The organism is Streptomyces sp. NBC_00490, from assembly GCF_036013645.1.
In the GTDB taxonomy this organism is placed as follows: domain Bacteria; phylum Actinomycetota; class Actinomycetes; order Streptomycetales; family Streptomycetaceae; genus Streptomyces; species Streptomyces canus_F.
On sequence record NZ_CP107869.1, the window covers coordinates 6,571,372 to 6,596,905 of the forward strand.

At 68.4% G+C, this 25,534-nt stretch carries 22 protein-coding genes; 15 read left to right on the top strand and 7 right to left on the bottom strand.

The features are described from left to right. The first annotated feature begins 50 nt into the window (after positions 1-50). From OG381_RS30100 to OG381_RS30115, 4 genes are all read left to right on the top strand, one after another. On the top strand, positions 51-1,859 hold the full coding sequence (locus OG381_RS30100) for an ABC transporter substrate-binding protein (RefSeq protein ID WP_327719200.1): 1,809 nt from the start codon (positions 51-53) through the stop codon (positions 1,857-1,859). Positions 1,860-1,946: 87 nt separating this feature from the next. Beyond that, complete coding sequence (locus OG381_RS30105) at positions 1,947-2,927, top strand: ABC transporter permease (RefSeq protein ID WP_327719201.1); 981 nt, start codon at positions 1,947-1,949, stop codon at positions 2,925-2,927. A 10-nt stretch (positions 2,928-2,937) separates the two neighbouring features. Next, the gene (locus tag OG381_RS30110; protein WP_327719202.1) at positions 2,938-3,999 is read left to right on the top strand and encodes an ABC transporter ATP-binding protein; all 1,062 of its coding nucleotides are present in this window, start codon (positions 2,938-2,940) and stop codon (positions 3,997-3,999) included. A gap of 11 nt (positions 4,000-4,010) precedes the next feature. Continuing rightward, positions 4,011-5,132, top strand: a complete 1,122-nt coding sequence (locus OG381_RS30115) for an ABC transporter ATP-binding protein (protein WP_327719203.1) — start codon at positions 4,011-4,013, stop codon at positions 5,130-5,132. A gap of 73 nt (positions 5,133-5,205) precedes the next feature. Here the strand turns inward: OG381_RS30115 and OG381_RS30120 are convergent, their stop codons facing one another. The 6 genes from OG381_RS30120 to OG381_RS30145 form a co-directional block, all read right to left on the bottom strand. Further along, positions 5,206-5,946 carry a class I SAM-dependent methyltransferase gene (locus tag OG381_RS30120; protein WP_327719204.1) on the bottom strand — a complete coding sequence of 247 codons (741 nt, stop codon included), beginning with the start codon at positions 5,944-5,946 and terminating at the stop codon, positions 5,206-5,208. 175 nt (positions 5,947-6,121) lie between these two features. Then, positions 6,122-7,168 carry an ABC transporter ATP-binding protein gene (locus OG381_RS30125; protein ID WP_327719205.1) on the bottom strand — a complete coding sequence of 349 codons (1,047 nt, stop codon included), beginning with the start codon at positions 7,166-7,168 and terminating at the stop codon, positions 6,122-6,124. A gap of 23 nt (positions 7,169-7,191) precedes the next feature. After that, positions 7,192-8,217 (bottom strand): ABC transporter ATP-binding protein, encoded by a 1,026-nt coding sequence (locus tag OG381_RS30130; RefSeq protein ID WP_327719206.1) that lies wholly within the window; start codon positions 8,215-8,217, stop codon positions 7,192-7,194. Between the two features lie 9 nt (positions 8,218-8,226). After that, a complete protein-coding gene (locus OG381_RS30135) occupies positions 8,227-9,207 on the bottom strand; it encodes an ABC transporter permease (protein ID WP_327719207.1) in 981 nt (326 codons plus the stop codon). 82 nt (positions 9,208-9,289) lie between these two features. Next, positions 9,290-11,068: an ABC transporter substrate-binding protein gene (locus OG381_RS30140; RefSeq protein ID WP_327719208.1), complete on the bottom strand. Its 1,779-nt coding sequence runs from the start codon at positions 11,066-11,068 to the stop codon at positions 9,290-9,292. An 80-nt stretch (positions 11,069-11,148) separates the two neighbouring features. Further along, on the bottom strand, positions 11,149-12,177 hold the full coding sequence (locus tag OG381_RS30145) for an ABC transporter permease (RefSeq protein WP_327719209.1): 1,029 nt from the start codon (positions 12,175-12,177) through the stop codon (positions 11,149-11,151). Between the two features lie 448 nt (positions 12,178-12,625). Between OG381_RS30145 and OG381_RS30150 the strand changes: the two genes are divergently transcribed. The 7 genes from OG381_RS30150 to OG381_RS30180 all read left to right on the top strand — a co-directional run bounded on the left by OG381_RS30150 (position 12,626) and on the right by OG381_RS30180 (position 18,677). Further along, positions 12,626-14,266 carry a peptide ABC transporter substrate-binding protein gene (locus OG381_RS30150; protein ID WP_327719210.1) on the top strand — a complete coding sequence of 547 codons (1,641 nt, stop codon included), beginning with the start codon at positions 12,626-12,628 and terminating at the stop codon, positions 14,264-14,266. Positions 14,267-14,272: 6 nt separating this feature from the next. After that, complete coding sequence (locus OG381_RS30155) at positions 14,273-15,196, top strand: ABC transporter permease (RefSeq protein WP_327719211.1); 924 nt, start codon at positions 14,273-14,275, stop codon at positions 15,194-15,196. Next, on the top strand, positions 15,189-16,169 hold the full coding sequence (locus OG381_RS30160) for an ABC transporter permease (RefSeq protein WP_327719212.1): 981 nt from the start codon (positions 15,189-15,191) through the stop codon (positions 16,167-16,169). The genes OG381_RS30155 and OG381_RS30160 overlap by 8 nt, the downstream gene beginning before the upstream one ends. Before the next feature lie 7 nt (positions 16,170-16,176). After that, a complete protein-coding gene (locus OG381_RS30165) occupies positions 16,177-16,323 on the top strand; it encodes a hypothetical protein (RefSeq protein WP_327719213.1) in 147 nt (48 codons plus the stop codon). A gap of 37 nt (positions 16,324-16,360) precedes the next feature. Next, positions 16,361-16,498 (top strand): hypothetical protein, encoded by a 138-nt coding sequence (locus tag OG381_RS30170; RefSeq protein ID WP_327719214.1) that lies wholly within the window; start codon positions 16,361-16,363, stop codon positions 16,496-16,498. Between the two features lie 159 nt (positions 16,499-16,657). Continuing rightward, positions 16,658-17,632, top strand: coding sequence for an ABC transporter ATP-binding protein (locus OG381_RS30175; RefSeq protein ID WP_327719215.1), 975 nt, complete (start codon positions 16,658-16,660; stop codon positions 17,630-17,632). Continuing rightward, positions 17,625-18,677 carry an ABC transporter ATP-binding protein gene (locus tag OG381_RS30180; protein WP_327719216.1) on the top strand — a complete coding sequence of 351 codons (1,053 nt, stop codon included), beginning with the start codon at positions 17,625-17,627 and terminating at the stop codon, positions 18,675-18,677. Before OG381_RS30175 ends, OG381_RS30180 begins: the two co-directional genes overlap by 8 nt. Positions 18,678-18,805: 128 nt before the next feature. Here OG381_RS30180 and OG381_RS30185 read toward each other — a convergent pair whose 3' ends face one another. Continuing rightward, positions 18,806-20,923 (bottom strand): S9 family peptidase, encoded by a 2,118-nt coding sequence (locus OG381_RS30185; RefSeq protein WP_327719217.1) that lies wholly within the window; start codon positions 20,921-20,923, stop codon positions 18,806-18,808. A gap of 176 nt (positions 20,924-21,099) precedes the next feature. Here OG381_RS30185 and OG381_RS30190 point away from each other — a divergent pair, with 176 nt between their 5' ends. The 4 genes from OG381_RS30190 (at position 21,100) to OG381_RS30205 (ending at position 25,387) form a co-directional block, all read left to right on the top strand. Next, complete coding sequence (locus OG381_RS30190) at positions 21,100-21,294, top strand: hypothetical protein (protein ID WP_266888429.1); 195 nt, start codon at positions 21,100-21,102, stop codon at positions 21,292-21,294. A 19-nt stretch (positions 21,295-21,313) separates the two neighbouring features. After that, on the top strand, positions 21,314-22,174 hold the full coding sequence (gene mshB / locus OG381_RS30195; RefSeq protein ID WP_327719218.1) for an N-acetyl-1-D-myo-inositol-2-amino-2-deoxy-alpha-D-glucopyranoside deacetylase: 861 nt from the start codon (positions 21,314-21,316) through the stop codon (positions 22,172-22,174). Next, a complete protein-coding gene (locus tag OG381_RS30200; protein ID WP_327719219.1) occupies positions 22,171-22,581 on the top strand; it encodes a DUF6113 family protein in 411 nt (136 codons plus the stop codon). Before mshB ends, OG381_RS30200 begins: the two co-directional genes overlap by 4 nt. Positions 22,582-22,741: 160 nt before the next feature. Further along, complete coding sequence (locus OG381_RS30205) at positions 22,742-25,387, top strand: hypothetical protein (RefSeq protein ID WP_443061945.1); 2,646 nt, start codon at positions 22,742-22,744, stop codon at positions 25,385-25,387. Positions 25,388-25,534 lie beyond the last annotated feature (147 nt).

Sequence of the window (25,534 nt, forward strand, 5' to 3'; positions counted from 1 at the left end):
CGCACTGGTGACAGGCACACCGGTGACACAAGATGGGTGGAATCTGAGTGATGGGTAAGGGTGGACGCCGCGCGTACGCCGGGCTCTCACTGCTCGCGGCGGGGGCTCTCGTGCTCACCGGCTGCAGCGAGGGTGGCAGCAAAGGCAGTGACAACGACAAGCAGGACAAGGAGAACGCCCAGCGGCAGCAGTCCGGCATCACCTTCGGCGACGAGAAGGCCTCGACCGGCCCGGCCGCCGAGGTGTCCGGCGCCAAGCCGGGCGGCACGATCACGGTGCTGCAGCGCGACAGCTTCGCGCACCTCGACCCCGGACAGATCTACGTCTCGGACGAGATGGCCCTGTCGCAGCTCATACACCGCGGCCTGACCAGCTACAAGGCGACCAGCAACGACGGCCAGAAGCACGAGGTCGTCGGCGACCTGGCCACCGACAGCGGTACCACCACCGACGGCGGCAAGACCTGGAAGTTCGAGCTCAAGGACGGGATCAAGTGGGCCGACGGCTCCCCGATCACCGCCAAGGACGTACGCCAGACCTTCGAGCGGCTCTTCGCACCGTTCGTCTCCAACGGCCCGACGTTCATCCAGCAGTGGATGGCCAACACCCCGGGCGCGGAGTACCGCAAGCTTCTCCCGGACGGTCCGTACAAGGGCAAGCACCTGCCGGACAGCGTCCTTGAGACGCCCGACGACAAAACGATCGTTTTCAAGTTCGAGACGGCCAAGCCCGACCTGCCGTACGCGCTCGCCATGGCGGGCTACTCCATCGTGTCGCAGGCCAAGGACACCAAGGAGAAGTACGACAAGGCCCCGATGACCTCGGGCCCGTACAAGATCTCCGAGTTCAAGTCCGGCAAGTCGATGACGCTGGTCAAGAACACCAACTGGGACCCGAAGACCGACGCGGTCCGCCACCAGTACGCCGACCGGTTCAGCTTCGAGTTCAACAAGCAGTACGAGGACTCCACCAAGGCGATCCTCGACGACTCGGGCGCCAACGCGACCGCGATCAGCTTCAGCAACCAGGTCGACGCGGGCAACCTGACCAAGGTCCTGAACGACGCGGCGCTGAAGTCCCGCACGGTCTCCGGCTACCAGCCGTACGTGGGCCAGATGAACATCAACCTGTCCCAGCCGGAGATGAAGTCGAAGGAGGTCCGCGAGGCCATCGCCTACGCCCTCCCGATCACGCCGTTCGTGCGTGCCTTCGGCGGCACCGACGCGATGGAGGTCGCCGGCGGTCTGATCAGCCCGACCGTGACCGGCTACGACCCGAAGTTCGACCCCTTCGGCAAGAAGGCCAAGCCCGCGGGCGACCCGGCCAAGGCCAAGCAGCTCCTTGAGAAGGCCGGCAAGGTCGGTCTGAAGCTGACCTTCGGCTACATCAACACCCCCGAGGGCCAGCAGTACTCCACCGCCATGGCGGCGGGCCTGGAGAAGGCCGGCTTCGACGTCCAGCGCCAGGAGATCCCGGCCGAGACGTACTACGACCAGGTCAGCAAGGTCAAGAACAACTACGACATCTACCACACCGCGTGGGGTGCCGACTGGCCGAGCGCGTCCACCGTGATCCCGCCGCTGTACGACGGCCGCCAGATCCAGGACGGCGCGTCCAACTACTCGCACATCGACGACCCGAAGGTGAACGCCGACATCGACGCGGCCGCAGCCCTCACCGACCCGGTCAAGGCGGCCGAGGCCTGGAACAAGATCAACGAGTACATCGTGAAGGACGTCGTCTCCAACATCCCGACGGCGTACTACAAGCAGACCCAGATCGCCGGGTCCAAGATCGGCGGCCTTGTGTACGACGACGTCATCGGCGGCGTCGACCCGCGCAGGCTGTACGTGAAGTAACCCGTCCAAGCGGCGCCGGTCGCGCCCCCTCCCGTGACGGGACGCGACCGGCGCCGCCAGGCCTGAAGCCCGAAAGCTGCCACTGAGATGCTGCGCTTCCTCCTCCGCCGGATCCTCGGCTCACTCGTGATCCTGGTCCTGCTGACCGTGGTCGCCTTCCTGCTCTTCTTCGGCATGCCCCGCGACCCGGCGCTGCTGATGTGCGGCAAGACGTGCACGCCCGACGCCCTGGCGAACATCCACCAGACGCTCGGACTCGACAAGTCGATCCCGGAGCAGTTCTGGATCTTCCTGTCGGGACTCGTGGCCGGTCGCGACAACTTCCCGCAAGGGCCGTGCCCCGCCCCGTGCTTCGGGTACTCGTACCACACCAACGAGGCGGTCTGGACGACCCTGTTGGACCGGCTGCCGCTCACGCTCTCCCTCGCGTTCGGCGCCACGATCATGTTCCTGTTCGTCGGCCTCGGCACCGGACTGCTCGCCGCCTGGAAGCGCGGCTCCCTCGTCGACAAGACGTTCACCGCGGGCTCCATGGCGCTCAGCTCGATGCAGATCTACTTCCTGGGCCCGCTCGCGCTCGCCATCCTCGTGTACCAGACGCACGCCTTCGACGAGCCCAAGTACACCCCCCTCACCGACAATCCGGCCGCCTGGTTCACCGGGCTGATGATCCCCTGGGTCGTCCTGTCGACGATCTTCGCCGCGCAGTACACCCGTATGGCGCGCTCCGCGATGATCGAGCAGCTCCAGGAGGAACACGTCCGCACGGCCAAGGCCAAGGGCATGAGCGGCCGTTATGTCTTCTTCCGGTACGCCTGGCGCGGCTCCCTCATCCCCATCATCACCATCCTCGGCATCGACCTCAGCTCGCTGCTCGGCGGCGCGATCATCACCGAGTACACCTTCGGACTGCCCGGACTCGGCCGACTCGCGGTGGACTCCGTGCAGTTCAGCGATCTGCCGCTGCTGCTGGGCGTGATGCTGTTCTCGGCCGCCGTGATCCTGCTGTGCAACGTCGTCGTCGACGCCTGCTACGCCATCATCGACCCGCGCGTGCGGCTGTCCTAGGAGTTCTGTCGTGACCACTCTGACCAAGGAGGCCGGGGCACCCGTCCCGTCCGACGCGGGCGCCTTCCTCTCGGTGCGGGACCTGCACGTCAGCTTCAGGACCGAGGACGGCATCGTCCGGGCCGTCGACGGGCTCTCCTTCGACCTGCAGCGCGGCAAGACGCTGGGCATCGTCGGTGAGTCGGGCTCCGGCAAGTCCGTGACCAACCTGACCATCCTCGGCCTGCACAACCCGAAGTTCACCACCGTCGAGGGCGAGATCCTGCTGGAGGGGCAGGAGTTGACCACCGCCCGCGAGTCCGAGCTGGAGAAGCTGCGCGGCAACAAGGTCGCCATGATCTTCCAGGACCCGCTGACCGCGCTGTCGCCGTACTACACGGTGGGCCGGCAGATCGCCGAGCCCTTCATGAAGCACACCGGCGCCTCCAAGAAGGTGGCCTGGGCGCGTGCCGTGGAGATGCTCGGCAAGGTCGGCATCCCCAACCCCAAGGAGCGGGCGAAGGACTACCCGCACCAGTTCTCCGGCGGTATGCGCCAGCGCGCGATGATCGCGATGGCGCTGGTGTGCGACCCGGACCTGCTGATCGCCGACGAGCCGACGACCGCGCTCGACGTGACGGTCCAGGCGCAGATCCTGGACCTGCTGAAGGACCTCCAGCAGGAGTTCGGTTCGGCGATCGTCTTCATCACGCACGACCTCGGTGTCATCGCCGACATGGCCGACGACATCATGGTGATGTACGCGGGCGGCGCCATCGAGCGCGGCACGACGAACGAGGTGCTGCGCTCGCCGCAACACCCCTACACCTGGGGCCTGTTGAACTCGATGCCGCGCATCGACTCCGACCTCGACGCCCCGCTCGCACCGATCCCGGGCGCCCCGCCCTCACTGCTCAACCCGCCCTCGGGCTGCCGCTTCCACCCACGCTGCACCTTCCAGGACCGGGTCGGCGGCACCCGCTGCGTCGACGAACGTCCCCTGCTGGCCCCGGACCGCGCCTCCGCCTGTCACCTCACGGCGGACCAGAAGCGGACCATCTTCATCGAAGAGATCAAGCCCAGCCTGGGCTAGGAGGACCCGTCATGAAAGAGGACCTCGTCCTCCCCGCCCCGCGAGGGGCCACCACCGGCTCGGCCGGCGACCCGTTGCTGGTCGTGGAGGGGCTCACCAAGCACTTCCCGGTCAAGGGCGGCTTCCCGATCCGCCGCACGGTCGGTGCCGTGCAGGCCGTCGACGGCATCGACCTGACCGTGAACGTCGGCGAGAGCTTCGGCCTGGTCGGCGAGTCGGGCTGCGGCAAGTCGACCACGGGCCGGCTGATCACGCGGCTCATGGAGCCGACGGCCGGCAGCATCTCGTACCGGGGCAAGGACATCACGCACGCCTCCCGCAGGGAGCTCGCGCCGATCCGCTCCGAGATCCAGATGATCTTCCAGGACCCGTACTCCTCCCTGAACCCGAGGCAGACGGTCGGCAAGATCATCTCCGGCCCCATGGAGATCAACGAGATCGAGCCGGAGGGCGGCCGCGAGAGGCGGGTCCGCGAACTGCTCGAGATCGTCGGTCTCAACCCCGAGCACTACAACCGCTTCCCGCACGAGTTTTCCGGCGGACAGCGCCAGCGCATCGGTGTGGCACGGGCGTTGGCCCTGGAGCCGAAGCTGATCGTCGCCGACGAGCCGGTGTCGGCGCTGGACGTCTCCATCCAGGCGCAGGTGGTGAACCTGCTGAAGCAGGTCCAGCAGGAGCTGGGCATCGCGTTCCTGTTCATCGCCCACGACCTCGCCGTCGTACGGCACTTCTCGCACCGTGTCGCGGTCATGTACCTCGGCAAGATCATCGAGGTCGGCGACCGCAACTCCATCTACACCCGGCCCCGCCACCCCTACACCCATGCCCTGCTGTCCGCGGTGCCCGAGGTGAACCTGTCGGACGAGGGCGCGCCCGACCGTGAGCGGATCCGGCTCGCCGGTGATGTGCCGTCGCCGATCTCGCCGCCGTCCGGGTGCCGGTTCCGTACGCGGTGCTGGAAGGCGCAGGACAAGTGCGCGGCCGAGGAGCCGCCGCTGGTCCAGATCTCCGGTAACCGGGAGGGGCATCTGACGGCGTGCCACTTTCCGGAGGATCCGACGATCGAGGGGCGCGAGGAGGACATCGTGCTGGATCCGGCGTTGGCTGCGCTGGAGGAGGAGCTGGGCGACTAATCGGTTGCCGGGGGCTGTGGAGTGTCGGCTGCGGGCGCGTCGTGGCTGGTCGCGCAGTTCCCCGCGCCCCTGATCAGGTGGCGCTTCGCGCCACCGTGATCAATTCAGGGCTTGCCTGCGTTACCGGGCCCCTTGCCCAGTCCCCGTACTGTTCCTCCACCACCAGACCGGCCTCGGCCAGGAAGCCCTCCAGGGCCGGCTGGTCGAGGAAGCGCAGTGTGCTGGTGGTGACCTGGGGGCGGTCCCAGCGGACGCCCTCGAAGGTGGAGGTGAACGTCACGCGGTCCCCGACCACGGGACGTACCACCTCGTGCCACATCCACGCGACGGTGCCGTCCGCGTCGGCGGCCTCGTACACCCGGTCCGGTGTCCAGGACTCCCAGGCGCGGGCCGCCGGGTTGCGGGTCTCGAAGACGAAGTGTCCGTCGTCCGCGAGGGCGGCCCGGACGGCACGCAAGCCGGCGCGCAGTTCCTCGTCGCCGACGAGGGTCTGGAAGGCGTGGCCGGTCATCGTGACGAGGTCGAACTCCCCGTACCAGGTACGTGAGCGCAGGTCTCCGAGCACCCACTCCACGCCGGGCTCCCGGCGCCGTGCCTGGACCAGCATCGCGGCGGCGGGGTCGAGCCCGGTGAGCTGCCCCGGGTGTCCGGTCCGGCGGGCCGCGGCGAGCAGACGTCCGGTGCCGCAGCCGACGTCCAGCACGGTGGGGGCGGACATCACGCGACCGAGGTAGAAGTCGTCGCCCGGACCCCACGGGTTGAGGGAGTCGTACAGCGCGGCGAGCGAGAGATCCGCGAACGAGCGATCGACCATCGCGGCAGTCTGTCACAGGTGCCGGAGCCATATGACGGGATCCCGGTATGACGAAGGCCCGTACCTGGGGAGGTACGGGCCTTCGTTCCCCTGGAGCGGACGTTCATGGGCTCGGGTCAATGGGCCGAGAAAGTCCGTTCCGCTAAGGGCGGCGGCTGACGGAAAAGGGGTGTTGTCAGACCGCGGCCTCGGGGTCCTTGGAGAGACGAGGGGCCGGAACGGTTCCCTCCGTCTCGGGGTAGTGACACGCGGTCAGGTGCCCGGGCTTGTTGCCCTCGACCTGGACCAGCGGGGGTGCCTCGGTCGCGCACTTCTCCGTCGCCTTCCAGCAACGGGTCCGGAAGCGGCAGCCCGAGGGCGGGTTCAGAGGAGACGGTACATCGCCGGTGAGCCGGATGCGCTCGCGGGTGGGTGTATCGTCCACCGTTGCCTCCGGCACAGCGGACAGCAGGGCCCGCGTGTAGGGGTGGCGCGGGTTGCCGTACAGGTCGTCACGGTCCGCGATCTCGACGATCTTGCCGAGGTACATGACCGCCACGCGCTGCGAGAAGTGGCGTACGACCGCGAGGTCGTGGGCGATGAAGACGAACGCGATGCCCAGCTCCTGCTGCACCTTCTGCAGCAGGTTCACGACCTGGGCCTGGATCGAGACGTCGAGGGCCGACACCGGCTCGTCGGCGACGATCAGCTTCGGTTCCAGGGCCAACGCCCGTGCCACACCGATGCGCTGGCGCTGTCCGCCGGAGAACTCGTGCGGGAAGCGGTTGTAGTGCTCGGGGTTGAGACCGACGATCTCCAGGAGCTCGCGGACCCGCTTCTCACGGCCGCCCTCCGGGACGACGTCGTTGATCTCCATCGGACCCGAGATGATCTTGCCGACCGTCTGGCGCGGGTTCAGCGACGCGTAGGGGTCCTGGAAGATCATCTGGATCTCGGAGCGGATCGGCGCGAGCTCCCTGCGGGACGCGTGCGTGATGTCCTTGCCCCGGTACGAGATCGTGCCGGCCGTCGGCTCCATGAGCCGCGTGATCAGCCGGCCCGTGGTCGACTTGCCGCAGCCCGACTCGCCGACCAGGCCGAGGGCCTCGCCCTCGTTCACCTGGAAGTCCAGGCCGTCGACGGCCTGCACGGCACCGACCGTGCGACGGATCGGGAAGCCGCCCTTGACCGGGAAGTGCTTGGTCAGACCCGCGACGTCCAGGAGGGGGGTGGTGTTGCTCATGGTGGTGAATCCCGTCTCGTACGTCAGTGGGTCCGGGCCGCGACGTGCTCGGTGAAGAGCTCGTGCTTCTGGTCCGCCGTCAGATGGCACGCCGAACCCCGCCCGTCGAGGACCTTCAGACCCGGCCGCTCACTGGAGCAGAGCCCGCCGGCGACCTTCTCCGCGAAGGCGCACCGGGGGTGGAAGCGGCAGCCCGACGGCGGGTTGAGCAGCGAGGGCGGCGAGCCCGGGATCGGGGAGAGCGGCACGTCGACCGGCCCGGTCAGGCTCGGCATCGAACCCAGCAGCCCCAGCGTGTAGGGGTGGTCGGGGGTGCGCAGCACCTCCTCCTTGGTGCCCCGCTCCACACAGCGCCCGCCGTACATCACCAGCACGTCGTTCGCGATGTCGGCGATGACACCGAGGTCGTGCGTGATGAAGATGATGGCCGTGCCGAACTCCTGCTGGAGGTCCTTGAGGAGGTCCATGATCTGGGCCTGGACCGTCACGTCGAGAGCCGTGGTCGGCTCGTCGGCGATCAGCAGCTCCGGGTCGCAGACCAGGGCCATCGCGATCATCGCGCGCTGGCGCATACCGCCGGAGAACTGGTGCGGGTAGTCGTCCACCCGCATGTCCGGCTGCGGGATGCCGACCCGGCGCAGCATCTCGATCGACCGCGCCCGGGCCTCCTTGCGGGAGGCGCCGGTGTGCTTGCGGTACGTCTCGCCGATCTGCGCGCCGATGGTGTGGTACGGCGACAGGGAGGCGAGCGCGTCCTGGAAGATCATGGACATCTTGTTGCCGCGCAGCTTCTCCAGCTCGCGCTCGGAGGCGGTGATCAGCTCCTTGCCGTCGAGCAGGATCTCGCCGTCGAGCCTGGTGTTGCGCGGGTCGTGCAGACCCAGGACCGCCATGTTGGTGACGGACTTGCCGGAGCCCGACTCACCGACGATGCCGAGGGTCTGGCCCTTCTCCACGTCGAAGGAGAGCCCGTCGACGGCTTTGACGACACCGTCCTCGGTGGAGAAGTGGACTTTGAGGTCGCGGACGGAGAGGAAGGGGGTGCTCATGGTCTCTCCTTAAGCGAGGCGCACGCGCGGGTCGATGAGGGCGTACAGGGCATCGACGACGATGTTGAAGACGACGATCGCGCCGGCGGCGACCAGGACGACACCGAGCAGCATCGGCAGGTCGTTGGTGCTGACCGCCTTGACGGAGAGCATGCCGAGGCCCTGGAGGCTGAACGTCGACTCGGTGATGATCGCACCGCCGAGCAGCACACCGAGGTCGAGGCCGAAGATGGTCACGATCGGCCCCATCGCACCGCGCCAGGCGAAGCGGAAGAAGACCGTGCGGCGGGACATGCCCTTGGCGCGGGCCGTACGGACGTAGTCCTCGCTGAGCGACTCCACCATCTGGGAGCGCGTCATACGGGTGTAGTTGGCCGTCCAGATCAGGGACAGCACGATCCAGGGCACCAGCAGACCCTTGGCCCAGGCCGCCGGGTCGTCCGTGAAGGGCGTGTAGCTGGCGCGGTCCAGCACCTGCCACTGGTCGACCAGCAGATAGGTGGCGAGGACGCCGACGACGTAGATCTGCATCGAGGACGCGACCAGCGAGGCGGAGCTCGCGATCTTGTCCAGGGCCTTGCCCTGCTTCACGGCGGCCAGCATGCCCGCGCCGATGCCGAAGGTCAGGTAGATGACCGAGCTGCCGAGCGACAGCGACAGGGTGGTCGGGAAGCGGTCCATGATGGTGCCGAGGACCGGCTCGCGGTTCTGGAACGAGTAGCCGAGGCAGGGCGCGTTGCAGTTGCCGAACGATGTGTAGTCGCGGCCCACGAAGATGCCCTTGAGCCAGTCCCAGTACTGCACAGGCAGTGGATCGGCGATCCCCAGGTTCTTCCGCACCAGCTCCAGAGTCTCAGGGGTGCAGGCCTTGCCGCAGGCGATGCGGGCGGGGTCGCGCGGGGCGGCGTAGAACAGGACGAACACGATCGCGCTGATGATCAGCAGGATCACCGCGGCGCCGACAATTCGTCGGGCAAGGAAGCGGAGCATGGCAGTTGGGATTTCCTGACGGATGCCGAAGGGGGGAAGGAGGCGGGGCGGCCGGGGGCCGCCCCGCCACGAGGGCCGGTCGTCAGGCCTTTACGAACGTCTTGTAGAGCAGGGTCGCGGAGAAGTTCGGGTCGAACATCGCCCCGCCGACCTTGTTGCCGTAGACGTAGTAACGGCGCTGGTACATCTCGGGGATGATCGGCGCGACTTCTTCCATGATCCGCTTGTCGAGCGCGGCCCAGGCCTCACCGGCCTTCTTCTGGTCGGTGATGACCACGTTCTTCTGGATGGTCTCGTCGATCCAGGGGACCTTCGTCTGGGAGACGTTGTAGAGACCGTCACCGACGCTGGCGCTGTCGAACAGCGGCTGCATCATCGTGTAGGCGGTCGGCCAGTCAGGGGACCAGCCGTACCACATCACGTCGAAGGAGTTGTCGACCTTCGCGATCTGGTCGTAGTACGTCGTCGAGTCGACCGGCTTGATGACCGGGGTGAAGCCGGCCTCCTTCAGCGCGTTCTCGATGACGACCTTGGTCTTGTTGTAGGTCGGGTCCTGCGGGAAGGCGTAGACGATCTTCACGCCCTCCTTGCCGGCTTCCTTCAGCAGCTTCTTCGCGGCGGCCGGGTCGCCCTGCGGCTTCTTCAGCTTGCCGTAGATGTCGAACTTCTCGCGGCCCAGGATGTCGGGGCTGAGGATCGTGGTCGCGAAGTCGCCGGAGGACGGGCCGCCGTAGATCTGGCGGATCTGCTGGAGCGGCCAGGCCATGTTGAGGGCCTGGCGGACCTTCAGGTCGGTGACGCGCTTGGTGTTGATCGCGTAGTAGTACGTGCCGGTGAGCAGGCCGTTGAAGGTGCGCTTCTTCAGGTCCGGGTCGGTGAGGACCTTCTGGATGCGCTCGGCGGGCACGCCCTTGTAGATGGAGACCGCGAAGGCGTCGTTGCCCTGGGAGGCGATGAGACGGTCCGTGGAGTCCAGGGTCTCGATGCCGAAGGTGAACTCGAAGCCGTCCGGGTAGTTGTTGCGGATGGCGTCGGTCGCCGGGTCCCAGTGCTTGTTGCGGACCAGCGTCATCGACTTGTCGGTCGTGTGGTTCTTGATCTTGTACGGACCACAGGCGGCCGGGTTCTTGTCGTACTTCTCCTTGGTGTCCAGCTTCGGGGACACCGCGGCGTACGAGTGCATCGCCATCGTGAAGTTGAAGTCGGGGCGGGCCTCGGCCAGGTTGAACGTGATGGTCCGCTTGGCCTTGTCCGTCACGATCTCGGAGAGGTGCTTGCCCTTGTAGGGGCCCTCGTAGGCGTCACGCCACTTGCCGCCCTTGCCGGTCAGCGCGATCTGGACGTAGCTGGCGGACTCGATGATGTACGGGGCCCACAGCCGCTCGATGCCGTGGCGCACGTCCTCGACGGTCAGCTCGCTGCCGTCCTCCCACTTCAGACCCTCCTTCAGCGTGAAGGTCCAGGTCTTGCCCGCGTTGGACATCGTGCCGGTGTCCGTGGCCAGGTCGCCGACGAGCTTCTGCGAGCCGTCCGCGGCGACCTTGTAGCCGGTCAGGCAGCGGTGCAGGAGCAGCGCGGCGGTCGAGTTGTACGCGTAGTAGATGCGGCCCGGGTCCAGGTGCGAGAAGTCGTCCGGGGCCAGGCCGTAGATCGTCCCGCCCTTCTTCGCCCCGGCGATCTCCGGCGCGGGGCCGGTCGAGTCCGCCGCGGTGCCGATGGTGACCTTGGAGTACGTCTTGGCACCCTCGGTCGCGCTGCCGCCGCTGCCGCCCGCGTCGCCGCTGCTGCACGCGGACAGCAGAGTCGAGCCCGCGGCCGCGACGCTTGTGGCTATGACGAAGTTTCTGCGGGAAAGAGACATGGCTGACCCGATTTCTTGTGGATAGGGATGGTGCTTGGGGTACTCCGGCCGGGCCCCGTCGCTCGGCGGAGTGGGGTGGCTCAGCGCTTCGTCTTGGGGTCCAGCGCGTCGCGGACCGAGTCGCCGAGCAGGTTGAAGGCGACGACGAAGATCACCATGGAGAGACCAGGGAAGAGCATGAAGGTGATGTCGTCCTGGTAGTACTTGGCGCCGAACTGGAGCATGACGCCCCAGTCGGGCGTGGGGTCGGTGAGTCCCACGCCGAGGAAGGCGAGCCCCGCCTCCGCCGTCACATAGGCGGGCAGCAGGAGCGTCGACTGGATCAGGATCGGCGTCCACAGATTGGGCAGCAGTTCCTTGAAGATGATCCGGGCCGGTGAGGCTCCGGTGACCTTGGCGGCCTCCACGAACTCCCGCTCGCGCAGGGCGAGGACCTCGCCGCGCAGCAGCCGGGCGATGGAGGCCCAGCCGAAGGCGGTCATCACGGTGATGAGGCTGGTGACCGTGAGCCAGATCGGGGTGTTCTCCTCCGGCGACACGAAGATCGCCAGCACGACCGGCCAGAAGGCGATGAAGAACAGCGTCTGCGGGAAGGCCAGCAGGATGTCGATGACCCGGCCGACGAAGTAGTCGGTGCGGCCGCCCAGGTAGCCGGCGGTGATGCCGATGACGACACCGAGCAGGGTCGTCAGGAGCGTGGCGGCGGTGGCGATGAGCAGCGAGTTGCGCATGCCGTAGAGCAGGAAGGTGAGGACGTCCCGGCCGAGCTGGGGCTCGACGCCGAACCAGAAGTCACCGCTGATGCCGCCGTTGGCCTTGACCGGGAAACCGAACTCGTTGAGCAGCCCCGGAGTGTTGATGCCGTACGTCGTGTACGGGTTCTTGCCGTAGAGCTTGGCGATCAGCGGGGCGCCGATCGACACGACGAAGAAGAAGAGGACCACGTACCCGGAGATGACGCCTGCGCGGTCCCGTTTGAAACGGCTCCAGGCGAGCCGTCCCGGCGAGCGGCTCTCGTTGCCCTTGAGAGCCGAGGACTTCACCGGTGCCGCGCTGTCTTCGTCGGTCACCTCGAGTGAAGTGACCGGGGAAGGGGTTGGGGGGGTCATGATGCTCCGTGCCCTGTGGATCAAGGACTCCGCAGGGCGGTCCCTACGGGCTACGCCGGACTTTTTCAACGCAATTCATTCAAGGTCAATAAATTCTCGGTCGACTTGGTCGGCTCTTTACTTTCTTTGCCTTCCATTGACTGATCTGTAGCTACGCGTGTAGCGTGCCGTGATCGGCCTGTGTCTTACATCGGGCCAACTGCCCCAATCGGGCAATGAGTTCGATATACGGACGTCAGAGTGTCGAAATCCGTACATAGGAGGGTCGCAATCCAACGGTTCGGCATCGGATCGCGAAGATCCATTGCACCCTCCATGAAAGATCCATTGTGACGAAGGTCGGACCTTCCCGGGCGTTCCCCTAATGGGGTGAGTGCATGTGCGGTCTGCCTGTTTTGCGCCGATATTGACCGGTAACGGAACAGTGCAGTCACACAGGAGGAACTCCATGCGCGGAGCCACGCACGCCAAATGGGCCGCATGCGCGGTGTCGGTCGCCCTCGCCGCCACGGCCTGCGGGGGCGGGGACAGTGACAGCGGCGGCGGCAGTGGCGACGGCGGCGCGGTGCTGAGCTCCTCCTGGGGCGACCCGCAGAACCCGCTGGAGCCCGCCAACACCAACGAGGTGCAGGGCGGCAAGGTCCTCGACATGATCTTCCGGTCCCTGAAGAAGTACGACCCGGAGACCGGCAAGGCCGAGGACATGCTCGCCGAGAAGATCGAGACGAGCGACTCCCAGAACTTCACCATCACCGTCAAGGACGGCTGGACCTTCAGCAACGGCGAGAAGGTCACGGCCAAGTCGTTCGTGGACGCCTGGAACTACGGGGCCAGCCTCAAGAACAACCAGAAGAACGCGTACTTCTTCGGCTACATCGAGGGCTACGACAAGGCGCACCCCGAGGACGGCAGCAAGCAGACCGCGCAGACGCTCTCCGGCCTGAAGGTGACCGGCGACCGGACCTTCACCGTCAAGCTCAGTCAGAAGTTCTCGACCTTCCCCGACACCCTCGGCTACCCGGCGTACGCCCCGCTCCCGCAGGCGTTCTTCACCGACCACGCGGCCTGGGTCAAGAAGCCGGTCGGCAACGGCCCGTACACCATCGACACGTACACCAAGGGCTCGCAGATGGCCCTGAAGAAGTGGGACGGCTACCCCGGTGACGACAAGGCGCAGAACGGCGGTGTGACCCTCAAGGTCTACACCGACAACAACACCGCCTACACCGACCTCATGGCCGGCAACCTCGACCTCGTCGACGACGTCCCGGCCGCCCAGCTCAAGAACGTCCAGAGCGACCTCGGCGACCGGTACATCAACACCCCGGCCGGCATCATCCAGACCCTCGCCTTCCCGTTCTACGACAGCGACTGGAACAAGAGCGGGATGGAGAAGGTCCGCACGGGCCTCTCCCGCGCGATCAACCGCGAGCAGATCACCGAGACGATCTTCCAGAAGACCCGCACCCCTGCCACCGACTGGACCTCCCCGGTCCTCGGCGAGGACGGCGGCTTCAAGGAAGGCCTGTGCGGCGACGCCTGCGAGTACAACCCCGCCGCGGCGAAGAACCTCATCGAGGAGGGCGGCGGCCTTCCCGGCGGACAGGTCAAGATCACGTACAACGCGGACACCGGCTCCCACAAGCAGTGGGTCGACGCGGTCTGCAACTCCATCAACAACGCGCTCGACAACGACAAGGCCTGCGTCGGCAACCCGGTCGGCACCTTCGCCGACTACCGCAACCAGATCACCGAGAAGAAGATGAGCGGCCCCTTCCGCGCCGGCTGGCAGATGGACTACCCGCTCATCCAGAACTTCCTCCAGCCGCTCTACTACACCAACGCCTCCTCCAACGACGGCAAGTGGTCCAACAAGGACTTCGACAAGCTCGTCAACGAGGCCAACGCCGAGACCGACACCGCCAAGGCCGTGGGGAAGTTCCAGGACGCCGAGGAGGTGCTGCGGGACAACATGGGCGCCATCCCGCTCTGGTACCAGAACGGCAGCGCGGGCTACTCGGAGCGGCTGTCCGACGTGAAGCTCAACCCCTTCAGCGTCCCCGTCTACAACGAGATCAAGGTCAGCTGACCCGCCATGGGACGCTACGTCGTCCGGCGTCTGCTCCAGATGATCCCGGTGTTCATCGGCGCCACCCTCCTCATCTTCCTCATGGTCAACGTGATGGGCGACCCCATCGCGGGCCTGTGCGGCGACCGGCAGTGCGACCCCGCCACGGCCGCCCAGCTGAAGAAGGAGTTCGGCCTCGACAAGCCGGTCTGGCAGCAGTACCTGACCTACATGGGGAACGTCTTCACCGGCGACTTCGGCACCGCGTTCAACGGGCAGGAGGTCACCGAGCTGATGAGGACGGCGTTCCCCGTGACGATCCGGCTGACGATCGTCGCGATCTTCTTCGAGATCGTCATCGGCATCACGCTGGGTGTCGTGACGGGCCTGCGCCGGGGCCGGCCCGTCGACACCTCGGTCCTGATGCTCACGCTCGTCGTGATCTCCGTCCCGACCTTCGTCACCGGTCTGCTGCTCCAGCTCCTGCTCGGCGTCGAGTGGGGCTGGATCAAACCGTCGGTGTCGACGGACGCCACGTTCGGCGAGCTGATCGTGCCGGGCCTCGTCCTCGCGTCCGTCTCCCTCGCCTATGTGACCCGGCTGACCCGTACCTCCATCGCGGAGAACAAGCAGTCCGACTACGTCCGTACGGCGGTGGCCAAGGGGCTGCCCCGCAGGAGGGTCGTCATCCGCCACCTGCTGCGCAACTCGCTGATCCCCGTCGTCACCTTCATCGGCACCGACATCGGCGCCCTGATGGGCGGGGCGATCGTCACCGAGCGCATCTTCAACATCCACGGCGTCGGCTACGAGCTCTACCAGGGCATCCTCCGGCAGAACACCCAGACCGTCGTCGGGTTCGTGACGGTGCTCGTCCTGGTGTTCCTGATCGCCAACCTGCTGGTCGACCTCCTCTACGCCGTACTCGACCCGAGGATCCGCTATGCCTGAGCAGCCGTACGACGACGACGGAGCGATCGCCCCGACCGGTATGGGCGGCACGATGGATCTCGCGACGGCGGAAGGGGAGACCCTGGAGGAGACACCCGACGGACCCCAGGGAACGGGCCCGGCGGACAAACCCCGCTCGCTCTGGTCCGACGCCTGGCGCGACCTGCGCCGCAACCCCGTCTTCATCATCTCGGGCCTGGTGATCGTCTTCCTGGTCGTCATCTCCATCTGGCCGTCCCTGATCGCCTCCGGCAACCCCCTCAAGTGCGACCTGGCCAAGGCGCAGGAGGGCTCACAGCCCGGACACCCCTTCGGCTTCGACGGTCAGGGCTGCGACGTCTACACCCGTACGGTGTACGGCGCCCGTACGTCCGTCACGGTCGGCGTCTGCGCCACGCTGGGGGTCGCGATCCTCGGCTCGGTCCTGGGTGGGCTGGCCGGCTTCTTCGCCGGGTTCTCGGACTCGATCCTGTCCCGCATCACCGACGTCTTCTTCGCGATCCCGGTGGTCCTCGGCGGCCTGGTCCTGCTGTCCGTGGTGACCAGCAACACGGTCTGGCCGGTCATCGGCTTCATGGTGCTGCTCGGCTGGCCACAGATCTCCCGGATCGCCCGGGGTTCGGTCATCACGGCGAAACAGAACGACTACGTCCAGGCCGCGAAGGCTCTGGGCGCCTCCAACTCCCGCCAGCTGCTGCGCCACATCACACCCAACGCGGTGGCCCCCGTGATCGTCGTGGCGACCATCGCGCTCGGCACCTTCATCTCGCTGGAGGCGACCCTGTCCTACCTCGGCGTGGGCCTGAAGCCCCCCACCGTCAGCTGGGGCATCGACATCTCCTCGGCCTCCGCCTACATCCGCCAGGCCCCCCACATGCTCCTCTGGCCGGCCGGCGCCCTCGCCCTCACCGTCCTCGCGTTCATCATGCTCGGCGACGCGGTCCGCGACGCCCTCGACCCGAAGCTGAGGTGACGGCGTCATGGTGCGAATGCCCTCGACCCGATGGGACGGCGGGTGCCTGCCCCGTGTCAGGTCGTGCGGTTTCACGGCCGGGACGGTCACCGAATCGGCGTTCGTCGTCCGCGAGGACCTGGTGCGCGACGCCCTCGACCCGAAGCTGAGGTGACGGCGTCATGGTGCGAGCAATGCCGGGTGCGGCGCGAATGCCCTCGACCCGATGGGACGGCGGGTGCCTGGCCCGTGTCAGGTCGTGCGGTTTCACGGCCGGGACGGTCACCGAATCGGCGTTCGTCGTCCGCGAGGACCTGGTGCGCGACGCCCTCGACCCGAAGGCGAGGTGACGGCGTCATGGTGCGAGCAATGCCGGGTGCGGGGAGGCCGGCCGTGTCGTGCGGCCTCCCGCGGCTCCGGACCCGGGGCGGTCACGGCGCCCGAATCCATTCCGCCCGGCGACGCGGTCCGCGAACGCCCTCGACCCGAAGCTGAGGTGAGTCGGCGTCATGCTGCTCGAAGTGCGTGATCTGCAGGTGGAGTTCCGGACGCGGGACGGGGTCGCCAAGGCCGTCAACGGGGTCGACTACTCGGTGGACGCGGGCGAGACGCTCGCCGTGCTCGGTGAGTCGGGGTCCGGCAAGTCGGTGACGGCGCAGGCGGTGATGGGGATCCTCGACATGCCGCCCGGGCGGATCACCGGCGGCGAGATCCTCTTCCAGGGCAGGGACCTGCTGAAGCTGAAGGAGGAGGAGCGGCGCAAGGTCCGCGGTGCCGAGATGGCGATGATCTTCCAGGACGCGCTGTCCTCGCTGAACCCGGTGCTGAGCGTCGGCGACCAGCTCGGCGAGATGTTCGTCGTCCACCGGGGCATGTCGAGGAAGGACGCGCGGGCCAAGTCGATCGAGCTGATGGACCGCGTCCGCATCCCGGGGGCGAGAGAGCGGGTCAAGCAGTACCCGCACCAGTTCTCCGGCGGTATGCGCCAGCGCATCATGATCGCGATGGCGATGGCCCTGGAGCCCGCCCTGATCATCGCCGACGAACCGACGACCGCGCTGGACGTGACGGTCCAGGCCCAGGTGATGGACCTGCTCGCGGAGTTGCAGCGCGAGCTCAACATGGGGCTCATCCTCATCACCCACGACCTCGGCGTGGTCGCGGACGTCGCCGACCGGATCGCGGTGATGTACGCGGGCCGGATCGTCGAATCGGCCCCCGTCCACGACATCTACAAGGCGCCGGCCCACCCCTACACCAGGGGTCTGCTCGACTCCATCCCGCGCCTGGACCAGAAGGGCCAGGAGCTCTACGCCATCAAGGGACTGCCCCCCAACCTCATGAACATCCCGCCGGGCTGCGCCTTCAACCCCCGCTGTCCCATGGCCCAGGACGTGTGCCGGACCGACGTACCCCCGCTGTACGACGTCTCCGAAGACCGCACGAGTGCCTGCCACTTCTGGAGGGAGTGCCTGAATGGCTGAGCCGATTCTGGAGGTCAGCGGGCTGGTCAAGCACTATCCGCTCACCACGGGCATCCTCTTCAAGAAACAGGTCGGCGCGGTGAAGGCCGTGGACGGCGTCGACTTCGCCCTCGAGCGGGGCGAAACCCTGGGCATCGTGGGCGAGTCGGGCTGCGGCAAGTCCACGGTCGCCAAGATGCTGGTCAACCTGGAACGGCCGACCGCCGGCACGATCAAGTACAAGGGCGAGGACCTCACCCGGCTCTCCGGCAAGGCCCTCAAGGCGGTGCGCCGCAACATCCAGATGGTGTTCCAGGACCCGTACACCTCCCTCAACCCCCGGATGACGGTGGGCGACATCATCGGGGAGCCGTACGAGATCCACCCGGAGGTGGCGCCGAAGGGCGACCGCAGGAAGAAGGTCCAGGACCTCCTGGACGTGGTCGGCCTGAACCCGGAGTACATCAACCGCTACCCTCACCAGTTCTCCGGCGGCCAGCGCCAGCGCATCGGCATCGCCCGCGGGCTGGCGCTCCGCCCGGAGGTGATCGTCGCGGACGAGCCGGTCTCGGCGCTCGACGTCTCCGTTCAGGCCCAGGTCATCAACCTGATGGACCGGCTGCAGAACGAGTTCGACCTCTCGTACGTCTTCATCGCCCATGACCTGTCGATCGTCCGCCACATCTCGGACCGCGTGGGCGTGATGTACCTGGGCCGCATCGTGGAGATCGGCAGGGACGCGGAGATCTACGACCACCCCACGCACCCCTACACCCAGGCCCTGCTCTCCGCGGTCCCGGTCCCCGACCCCGAGGCCCGGGAACACCGGGAACGGATCATCCTGTCCGGAGACGTCCCCTCACCGACCAACATCCCCTCCGGCTGCCGCTTCCGCACCCGCTGCTGGAAGGCCCGCGACCGCTGCGCCCTGGAGGTACCGGCCCTGGCGGTCCCGAGCGAGTTCCGCCTCCTCCCGGGCCCGGCGGCCCACGACTCGGCCTGCCATTTCGCGGAGGAGAAGCAGGTGGTGCCGCCGGAGGAGCCACACAGCAACGGACCGGGGTGACATGGCGCACCCCGGTCCGTTTACGGCACCCGCACGGCCGTACGTTCTTTAGCCTGGCCCGTCCGTATATCGGGATCGGGTCGACCAAGTTGCCTGTGTGTTAACGCAGTTCGTGGGTGTTTGTGCGGTTACGACAGCCCCAACGACCGCTTCAGGAAGTCGACCTGGAGCAGGAGCAGGTTCTCCGCGACCTGTTCCTGCGGGGTCATGTGGGTCACCCCGGACAGGGGCAGGACCTCGTGCGGGCGGCCGGCCGAGAGCAGGGCCGAGGACAGGCGCAGGGTGTGGGCCGCGACGACGTTGTCGTCCGCCAGGCCGTGCACGATCATCAGGGGCCGGTGCGGCTCGGCGGGGGAGGAGAGGCCCTCGTCGGTCAGCAGGGAGCTTCTGGCGTACGACTCCGGCGACGCCGTCGGATCGCCCAGGTACCGCTCCGTGTAGTGGGTGTCGTACAGCCGCCAGTCCGTCACCGGTGCCCCCGCGATCCCGGCGTGGAAGACATCGGGGCGGCGCAGCACCGCGAGCCCCGCCAGCCAGCCGCCGTAGGACCAGCCCCGGATCGCCACCCGGGAGAGGTCGAGCGGATACGACTTCGCCAGTGACTCCAGCGCCTCGACCTGGTCGTCCAGGGACACCGTGAGGTCGTGGTGGATCGCCTTCTCCCAGGCCGGCGAGCGACCGGGCGTACCCCGCCCGTCCGCGACGACCACCGCGAAACCCTGGTCGGCGAACCACTGCGAGGTGAGGTGCGCGTTGTGGGCGGCCAGGACGCGGGGGCCGTGCGGACCACCGTAGGGATCCATCAAAACCGGCAACGGGGTCGCACCGTCGTGATCTCGAGGCAGCAGCACGGCGCATGGGATCCGCCGTGCGCCCCCCTCGGTGAGGATCATGCGCGGGGACATACCGGGATCTTCGGCATACGACGTGACAGTCGACGTACGCTTCCCGTCCCGGAGCACCTGCGCCCGCGACCCGGCCCGCCCCGGCGTCGCCGACACCAGCACCGTCACGCCCCCGGCACGCACCGCCGAGTGCACACCCGGCTCCTGCGAGACGCGCTCCATGCCGAGCTCGTTCACCCGGTACACATGCACCTCGCCGGTCTCCGGCGCGGCCGCCCGCTCCCCGGCCGACGCCGAGATGAGCACGTCGTCGTCGGAGACGTCCAGCACCGCACGGACGTGCAACTGCGGCCCCGTCAGCGGGCGTTCGCCCACCGCGAGGACCCGCGCGCCGCCCTCGTCCGCGATCCGGACGAGCCGCCCGGAAGGGCTCCAGCAGGGCACTCCCGGGAAAAGATCAAGCCAAGTTGGATCTTCGTCGGCATGCACCATCCGCGTCGCCCCCGACCCCGGGTCCACGGCCAGGAACAGCTGGCTGCGCTGGTCCCGGGCCTGCACCAGCAACAGCGGGGCGCCCGCCGCTGACCAGTGCACATGCGCCAGATACGGGTAGCGCTTGCGGTCCCAGGACACCTCCGTGCGCGCCCCGTCGAGGCCGATCACGAAGAGCCGGACCTCCGCGTTCGCGGTACCCGCCGCCGGGTACGCGACGTGCTGTGGATCACGTTCGGGACGGGCCGGGTCGGAGATCCACCAGCGCCGTACTGGAGTGTCGTCCGCGCGCGCGACCAGCAGCAGGTCCGACTCCGGGGACCACCAGAACCCCCGCGACCGCCCCATCTCCTCGGCCGCGATGAACTCCGCGAGCCCGTAGGTGACGTGTTCCGACTCCGGCTCGGCCAGCGCCCGGTCCCCCTCGCCCTCGGCACCCGTGACGCGCAGGGCGCCCTGTGTGACATAGGCGACGAACCGGCCGTCGGGGGAGGGGCGTGGGTCGATCACCGGCCCCGGGACGGGGAGTTCACGTGCCGTGCCGGCCCGCAGCTCCGCCGCGAAAAGCCGTCCTGACAAGGCGAAAGAGGCCAACTCGACCGCTGTGTCGGTGGCGTAGCCGACGATCCCGGCCCCGCCCTCACGGCTCCGCTCGCGCCGCGCCCGCTCCTGCGGCGAGAGGTCCTCCGAGGCCCCGCCCAGCAGGGCGCGCGGGTCGGCGGCCACGCGCTCCCCGCCGTCCGCGGGGTCGAGCACCCACAGCGAACTCGCCCGGTCCGTACCGGAGGACGAGCGCAGGAACACGACACGGGAACCGTCGGGAGCCACCGCGAACGCACGTGGCGCGCCGAGCGTGAACCGCTGGGTCCGGGCATGCCGGCGAGGGAAGGAGTCGGACGTCGTCGTCATGCCCCGACCATATTGGCCATGCGCCCCCTTGTGCGGCAGTGCGCCGACGGATGCGCGCGCACGGATAGTTATGATCACTAGCGCATAGTGGGTATGAACCTGCTGGCGCCTGTATGGATTTATCTGCCCCCCTGGTCCGACCCCCGCGCTTCTGGGATCTTTGGAGGTGAGCCGCCGTGGCACTTTCGATTTCGGCGGTGGTGCTGCTGGCGATCATCGTCTTCCTGCTGGTCAAGAAGTCAGGGCTGAAGGCCGGACATGCGGTGGTCTGCATGCTGCTTGGCTTCTACCTGGCCTCGTCGACCATGGCGCCGACGATCAGCGAGCTGACGACGAACATCGCGGGGATGATCGGCAGCATCAAGTTCTGACGCCTTTAGGGTGGGGTCCATGACGGAACCACCCTCCCGGCGTCTGCTGCTGGTGCACGCGCACCCGGACGACGAGTCGATCAACAACGGCGCGACGATGGCCCGCTATGCCGCCGAGGGTGCCCTCGTGACCCTGGTCACCTGCACGCTCGGCGAGCGCGGCGAGGTCATCCCGGCCGAGCTCCAGCACCTCACCGGCACCGCCCTCGGCGAGTACCGGCTGGGCGAGCTCTCCGCCGCGATGCGTGAACTCGGCGTCCAGGACTTCCGTCTGCTCGGCGGCCCCGGCCGCTACCTGGACTCCGGGATGATGGGCCTCGCCGACAACGACGACCCCGCCTGCTTCTGGCGGGCGGACGTCGACGAGGCCGCCGCCCGGCTGGTCGAGGTGATCCTGGAGGTACGCCCCCAGGTGCTCGTCACCTACGACGAGAACGGCGGCTACGGCCACCCCGACCACATCCAGGCCCACCGCGTCGCCATGCGCGCCGCCGACCTGGCCGCCGAAGCGGGCTGGACGATCCCCAAGATCTACTGGAACCGCGTACCCCGCTCGGTCGGCGAACAGGCCTTCGAGCGGCTGGCCGAAGTGCTGCCGGGGCTCCCCTTCGACAAGCCGGGCGTCCTGGACGACGTCCCCGGTGTCGTGGCCGACGAACGGATCACCACCGAGATCGACGGCACCGCGTACGCCGCCGCCAAGGCCGCCGCGATGGCCGCGCACGCCACCCAGGTCACCGTCGCCGAGCCGTACTTCGTGCTGTCCAACGACCTCGCGCAGCCCGTCTTCACCACCGAGTACTACGAGCTGGTACGGGGCGAGAAGGCACCCGGAGCGCGCGAGACCGACCTTTTCGCCGGTACGGAGGCGACCTCGTGAACGAGCCCGGATCCCTGCTCGCCCAGCCCCTGAAGGCGCCCCCCGCCGGGCGGGCCCTGGTGTACGCCGGTCTCTTCGTGCTCGGCGCGGTCATCGGCGCCGCCGGGTCGCTGGTGCAGGCCGGCTGGTTCCCGGGCGGGCTGCTGCTCGCCCTCGCCGGTGAGGCCGGACTCTGTCTGGGCGGCGCGCGTGCCGTCGGCAGCCGGGGCGGGGCCGTCGCACCCGCCGCCGGCTGGATGCTCGCCGTCATCCTGCTCACCGCGAGCCGGCCGGAAGGGGATTTCCTCTTCGGCGCGGGCACCGGCTCGTATCTTTTTCTGCTCGGCGGCATGGCCACAGCTGTGATCTGCGCCACGCTTGGGCAGAGGCGGCAACCGGACGGCGATGCCGTCCGACTTGGCAAGTGACGTACCACTTCGCCGCGACTGGGACGTGCGAGTCCCGTGTGGGTTTCCCCAGCGGTCGTGGGATACGCGCCAGAAGTGGCCAGTATGGTGGAGCGCGCCGCCGAGCCGCCCGCGCAGTTGAGGTCGACACGGCCGGTGGAGCCAACCGGGAGAACCTGCCTTGAGTCGTGAAACTGACAGTCCGTCCTCCGGGCCCAACGGGCGCGGCGGAGCCGCCTACCCTTCGGGCACGCCGCCTTACGGGACCCCCATGGCTTCCGACGACGGTACGGACGCGGTCCGTTCGGGCACGCAGTCCGAGGAGCGCAAGACCGAGACCACGCTGACGACCCGGATCCGGATCAACATCCCCGGGTCGCGGCCGATCCCGCCGGTCGTCGTGCGTACACCGGTCGCGGATGCCGAGCCGACCGCGCCCGCCGCGGCCGAGGCGCCGGCACCGGGCGCCCCCACGGGCACCGTCGCGCCTCCGGCCGACCCCGCGCCGCCCGCCGAGGAGAAGGCGAGCAACTGGTTCGCGCCGCGCAAGTCCGGCCCGCCCAAGGGCGGTCAGGGCGGCGGTGCGACCAACGGGGCGGGTGCGCCCGGTGGTTCGGGTGCGGCGCCCGCCGGTTCCGGTGCCGCTCCCGGCGGTGCGCGTCCCGGCTCAGCTGCCGGACGCCCCGGTGGTGTGGTCGGCGCCATGAGCGTGCCGGGAGGTTCCCGTCCCGGCGGCGGTACGAACGGTGCGGGGCTCCCCGGTGCGACCGGCGGCCCCGTGGCGCCCGGGCACGGCGGCGGCACCGGCTCCTTCGACGTGACCGAGGCGCTGGGCAACGGCCCGCGTCCGGGCGGCGAGCCGCGGCGCGACGATCTGCCGTACTTCGCGGAGAACGGCGACGGCGGTCCGAACGGGCAGCACGGGCAAGGCGGCCAGGGCGGTTACGGAGCCCAGGGCAGCCTGGGTGGTGCGAACGGCTACGGCCCCTCCGACGACTTCAACAGCTCGACGGGCTCGCACAGCCTCGACGGCCTGAACGACTTCAACAGCTCGACGGGCTCGCACAGCCTCGACGGCCTGAACGACTTCAACAGCTCCACCGGCTCGCACCGCTTCGACGCCTCCAACGACTTCAACGGCCCGAACGACTTCGCCGGCCCGAACGGCCGTGGCGGCCCCCAGGGCCCCGCAGGCCCGACAGGCGGCCCGGTCACCGGTGACGGCCCGGTCGTCCCGCCGGTCAGCGGCGGTCCTGGTGGGCACGGCGGCCCTGGTGGCCCTGGCGCGTACGGCGGCCCCGGCGCTCCGGGCGGCGCTGGCGGTCACCGTCGGCCTGGTGGACCCGGTGGACCCGGTGGACCTGGGGCTTCCGGCGGACCGGCTGGTCCCGGCGTCCCGGGTGCGCCGGGCGGCCACGGCGGTCAGCAGCGTCCCGGCGTCCCGGGCGGGCCCGGCGCGCTCGGGGGTCCCGCAGGCCCTGGCGGTCCCGGTACCCCGGGCGGCTTCGGCGGCCCCGGTGCTCCCGGCGGAATGAACGGCCTCGCGGGGCCGGGCGCGGGCTCTCTCCCCGGTGCCGGTCCGCACGGCGGCCCCGGCGGACCGGGTCGTGCCCCCGGCGGCGGTCTGAGCGACGACACCGCGATCCTCACCCCGCAGAAGCCGGCCCCCGAACCCGGCACCCCCGGCTACGGCACCCCCGGCGCCCCGCCGGACAACGTCTCCGGGCACACCGTCACCAGCGGTATCCCGGTCGTGCCGCCGGGCACCCAGACCGCCCCGTTCGGGCCGGGCGCCCCGTCCGACGGACCGATGCAGCACACGGTGCCGAAGCTCCCCGAGCCGGTGGCGCAGAACGTGCCCGCCTCGTCGAAGAAGGCCAAGAAGAAGGGCCGCAACAAGCTGGTCCTGATCGGCAGCGGTGTGTTCGTCATCGCGGCCGGTGCCTACGGTGCCGGGCTGCTGATGAACCACTCCGACGTGCCCAAGGGCACCACGGTCCTCGGCGTCGACATCGGCGGCGGCACCCGCGACGACGCCGTCAAGAAGCTCGACGAGGCGTTCGGCGACAATGTGAACAAGCCGCTGAAGCTATCGGTCGGCGGCAAGACCGTCGAGCTCAAGCCGGACCAGGCGGGCCTCCAGTTCGACGAGACGGCCACGGTCGCCGTGGCGGCGCAGAGCGACTACAACCCGATGTCCGTCATCGGCTCCCTTTTCGGCAACCACCGGGTCGTCGACCCGAACATGCCGGTGGACGAGGAGAAGCTGACCGCCGCCCTGAAGGACGCGGGCGGCAGCTCCGGCTCGGTGACCGAGGGCACGATCGACTTCAAGTCCGGCAAGGCCGTCGCCGTGTACGGCAAGGCGGGCAAGGGCATCGACGTCGCCAAGTCGACCGCCGCGGTCACGGCGGCGTACCGCACCCAGGTGGAGACCGGCACCGTCGCCCCGGTCACGGTCGCGACGACCGCCCAGCAGCCGTCGATCACCGATGCCGAGGTCGACCGCGAGATGAAGGCCTTCGCGAAGCCTGCGATGTCGGCCAACGTCATCGTGCGCACGGACGCCACCCACTTCATCGAGTTCAGCCCCGAGAACTCCCTCTGGAAGTTCCTCCGCGTCAAGGCGGTGGACGGCAAGCTCGTCGACAGCCCCGACCTGGACGCGCTCAAGGAGCTCTACGGCCAGTCCTTCGACGGCGTACTGATCACCCGGGGCACCGGCAAGAAGACGGCCGTCACCCCCGAGGACGTCTATGTCGCCCTGCGCCAGGCACTGCTGAGCACGACCGACCGGGACGTCACCATCGAGACGAACCCGAGCTAGCCGAGCACGACCGAGGATGGGGCACCCAGCGACGCTGGGTGCCCCATCCTCGTCGTATGCGAAGGGACCGTTCCGGAGTGCCAACAGCAGCTGAATAAAAGCGAGTTGAGCTTCTCGTCCGATGATATTGTGACGCGGCTCTTCGCA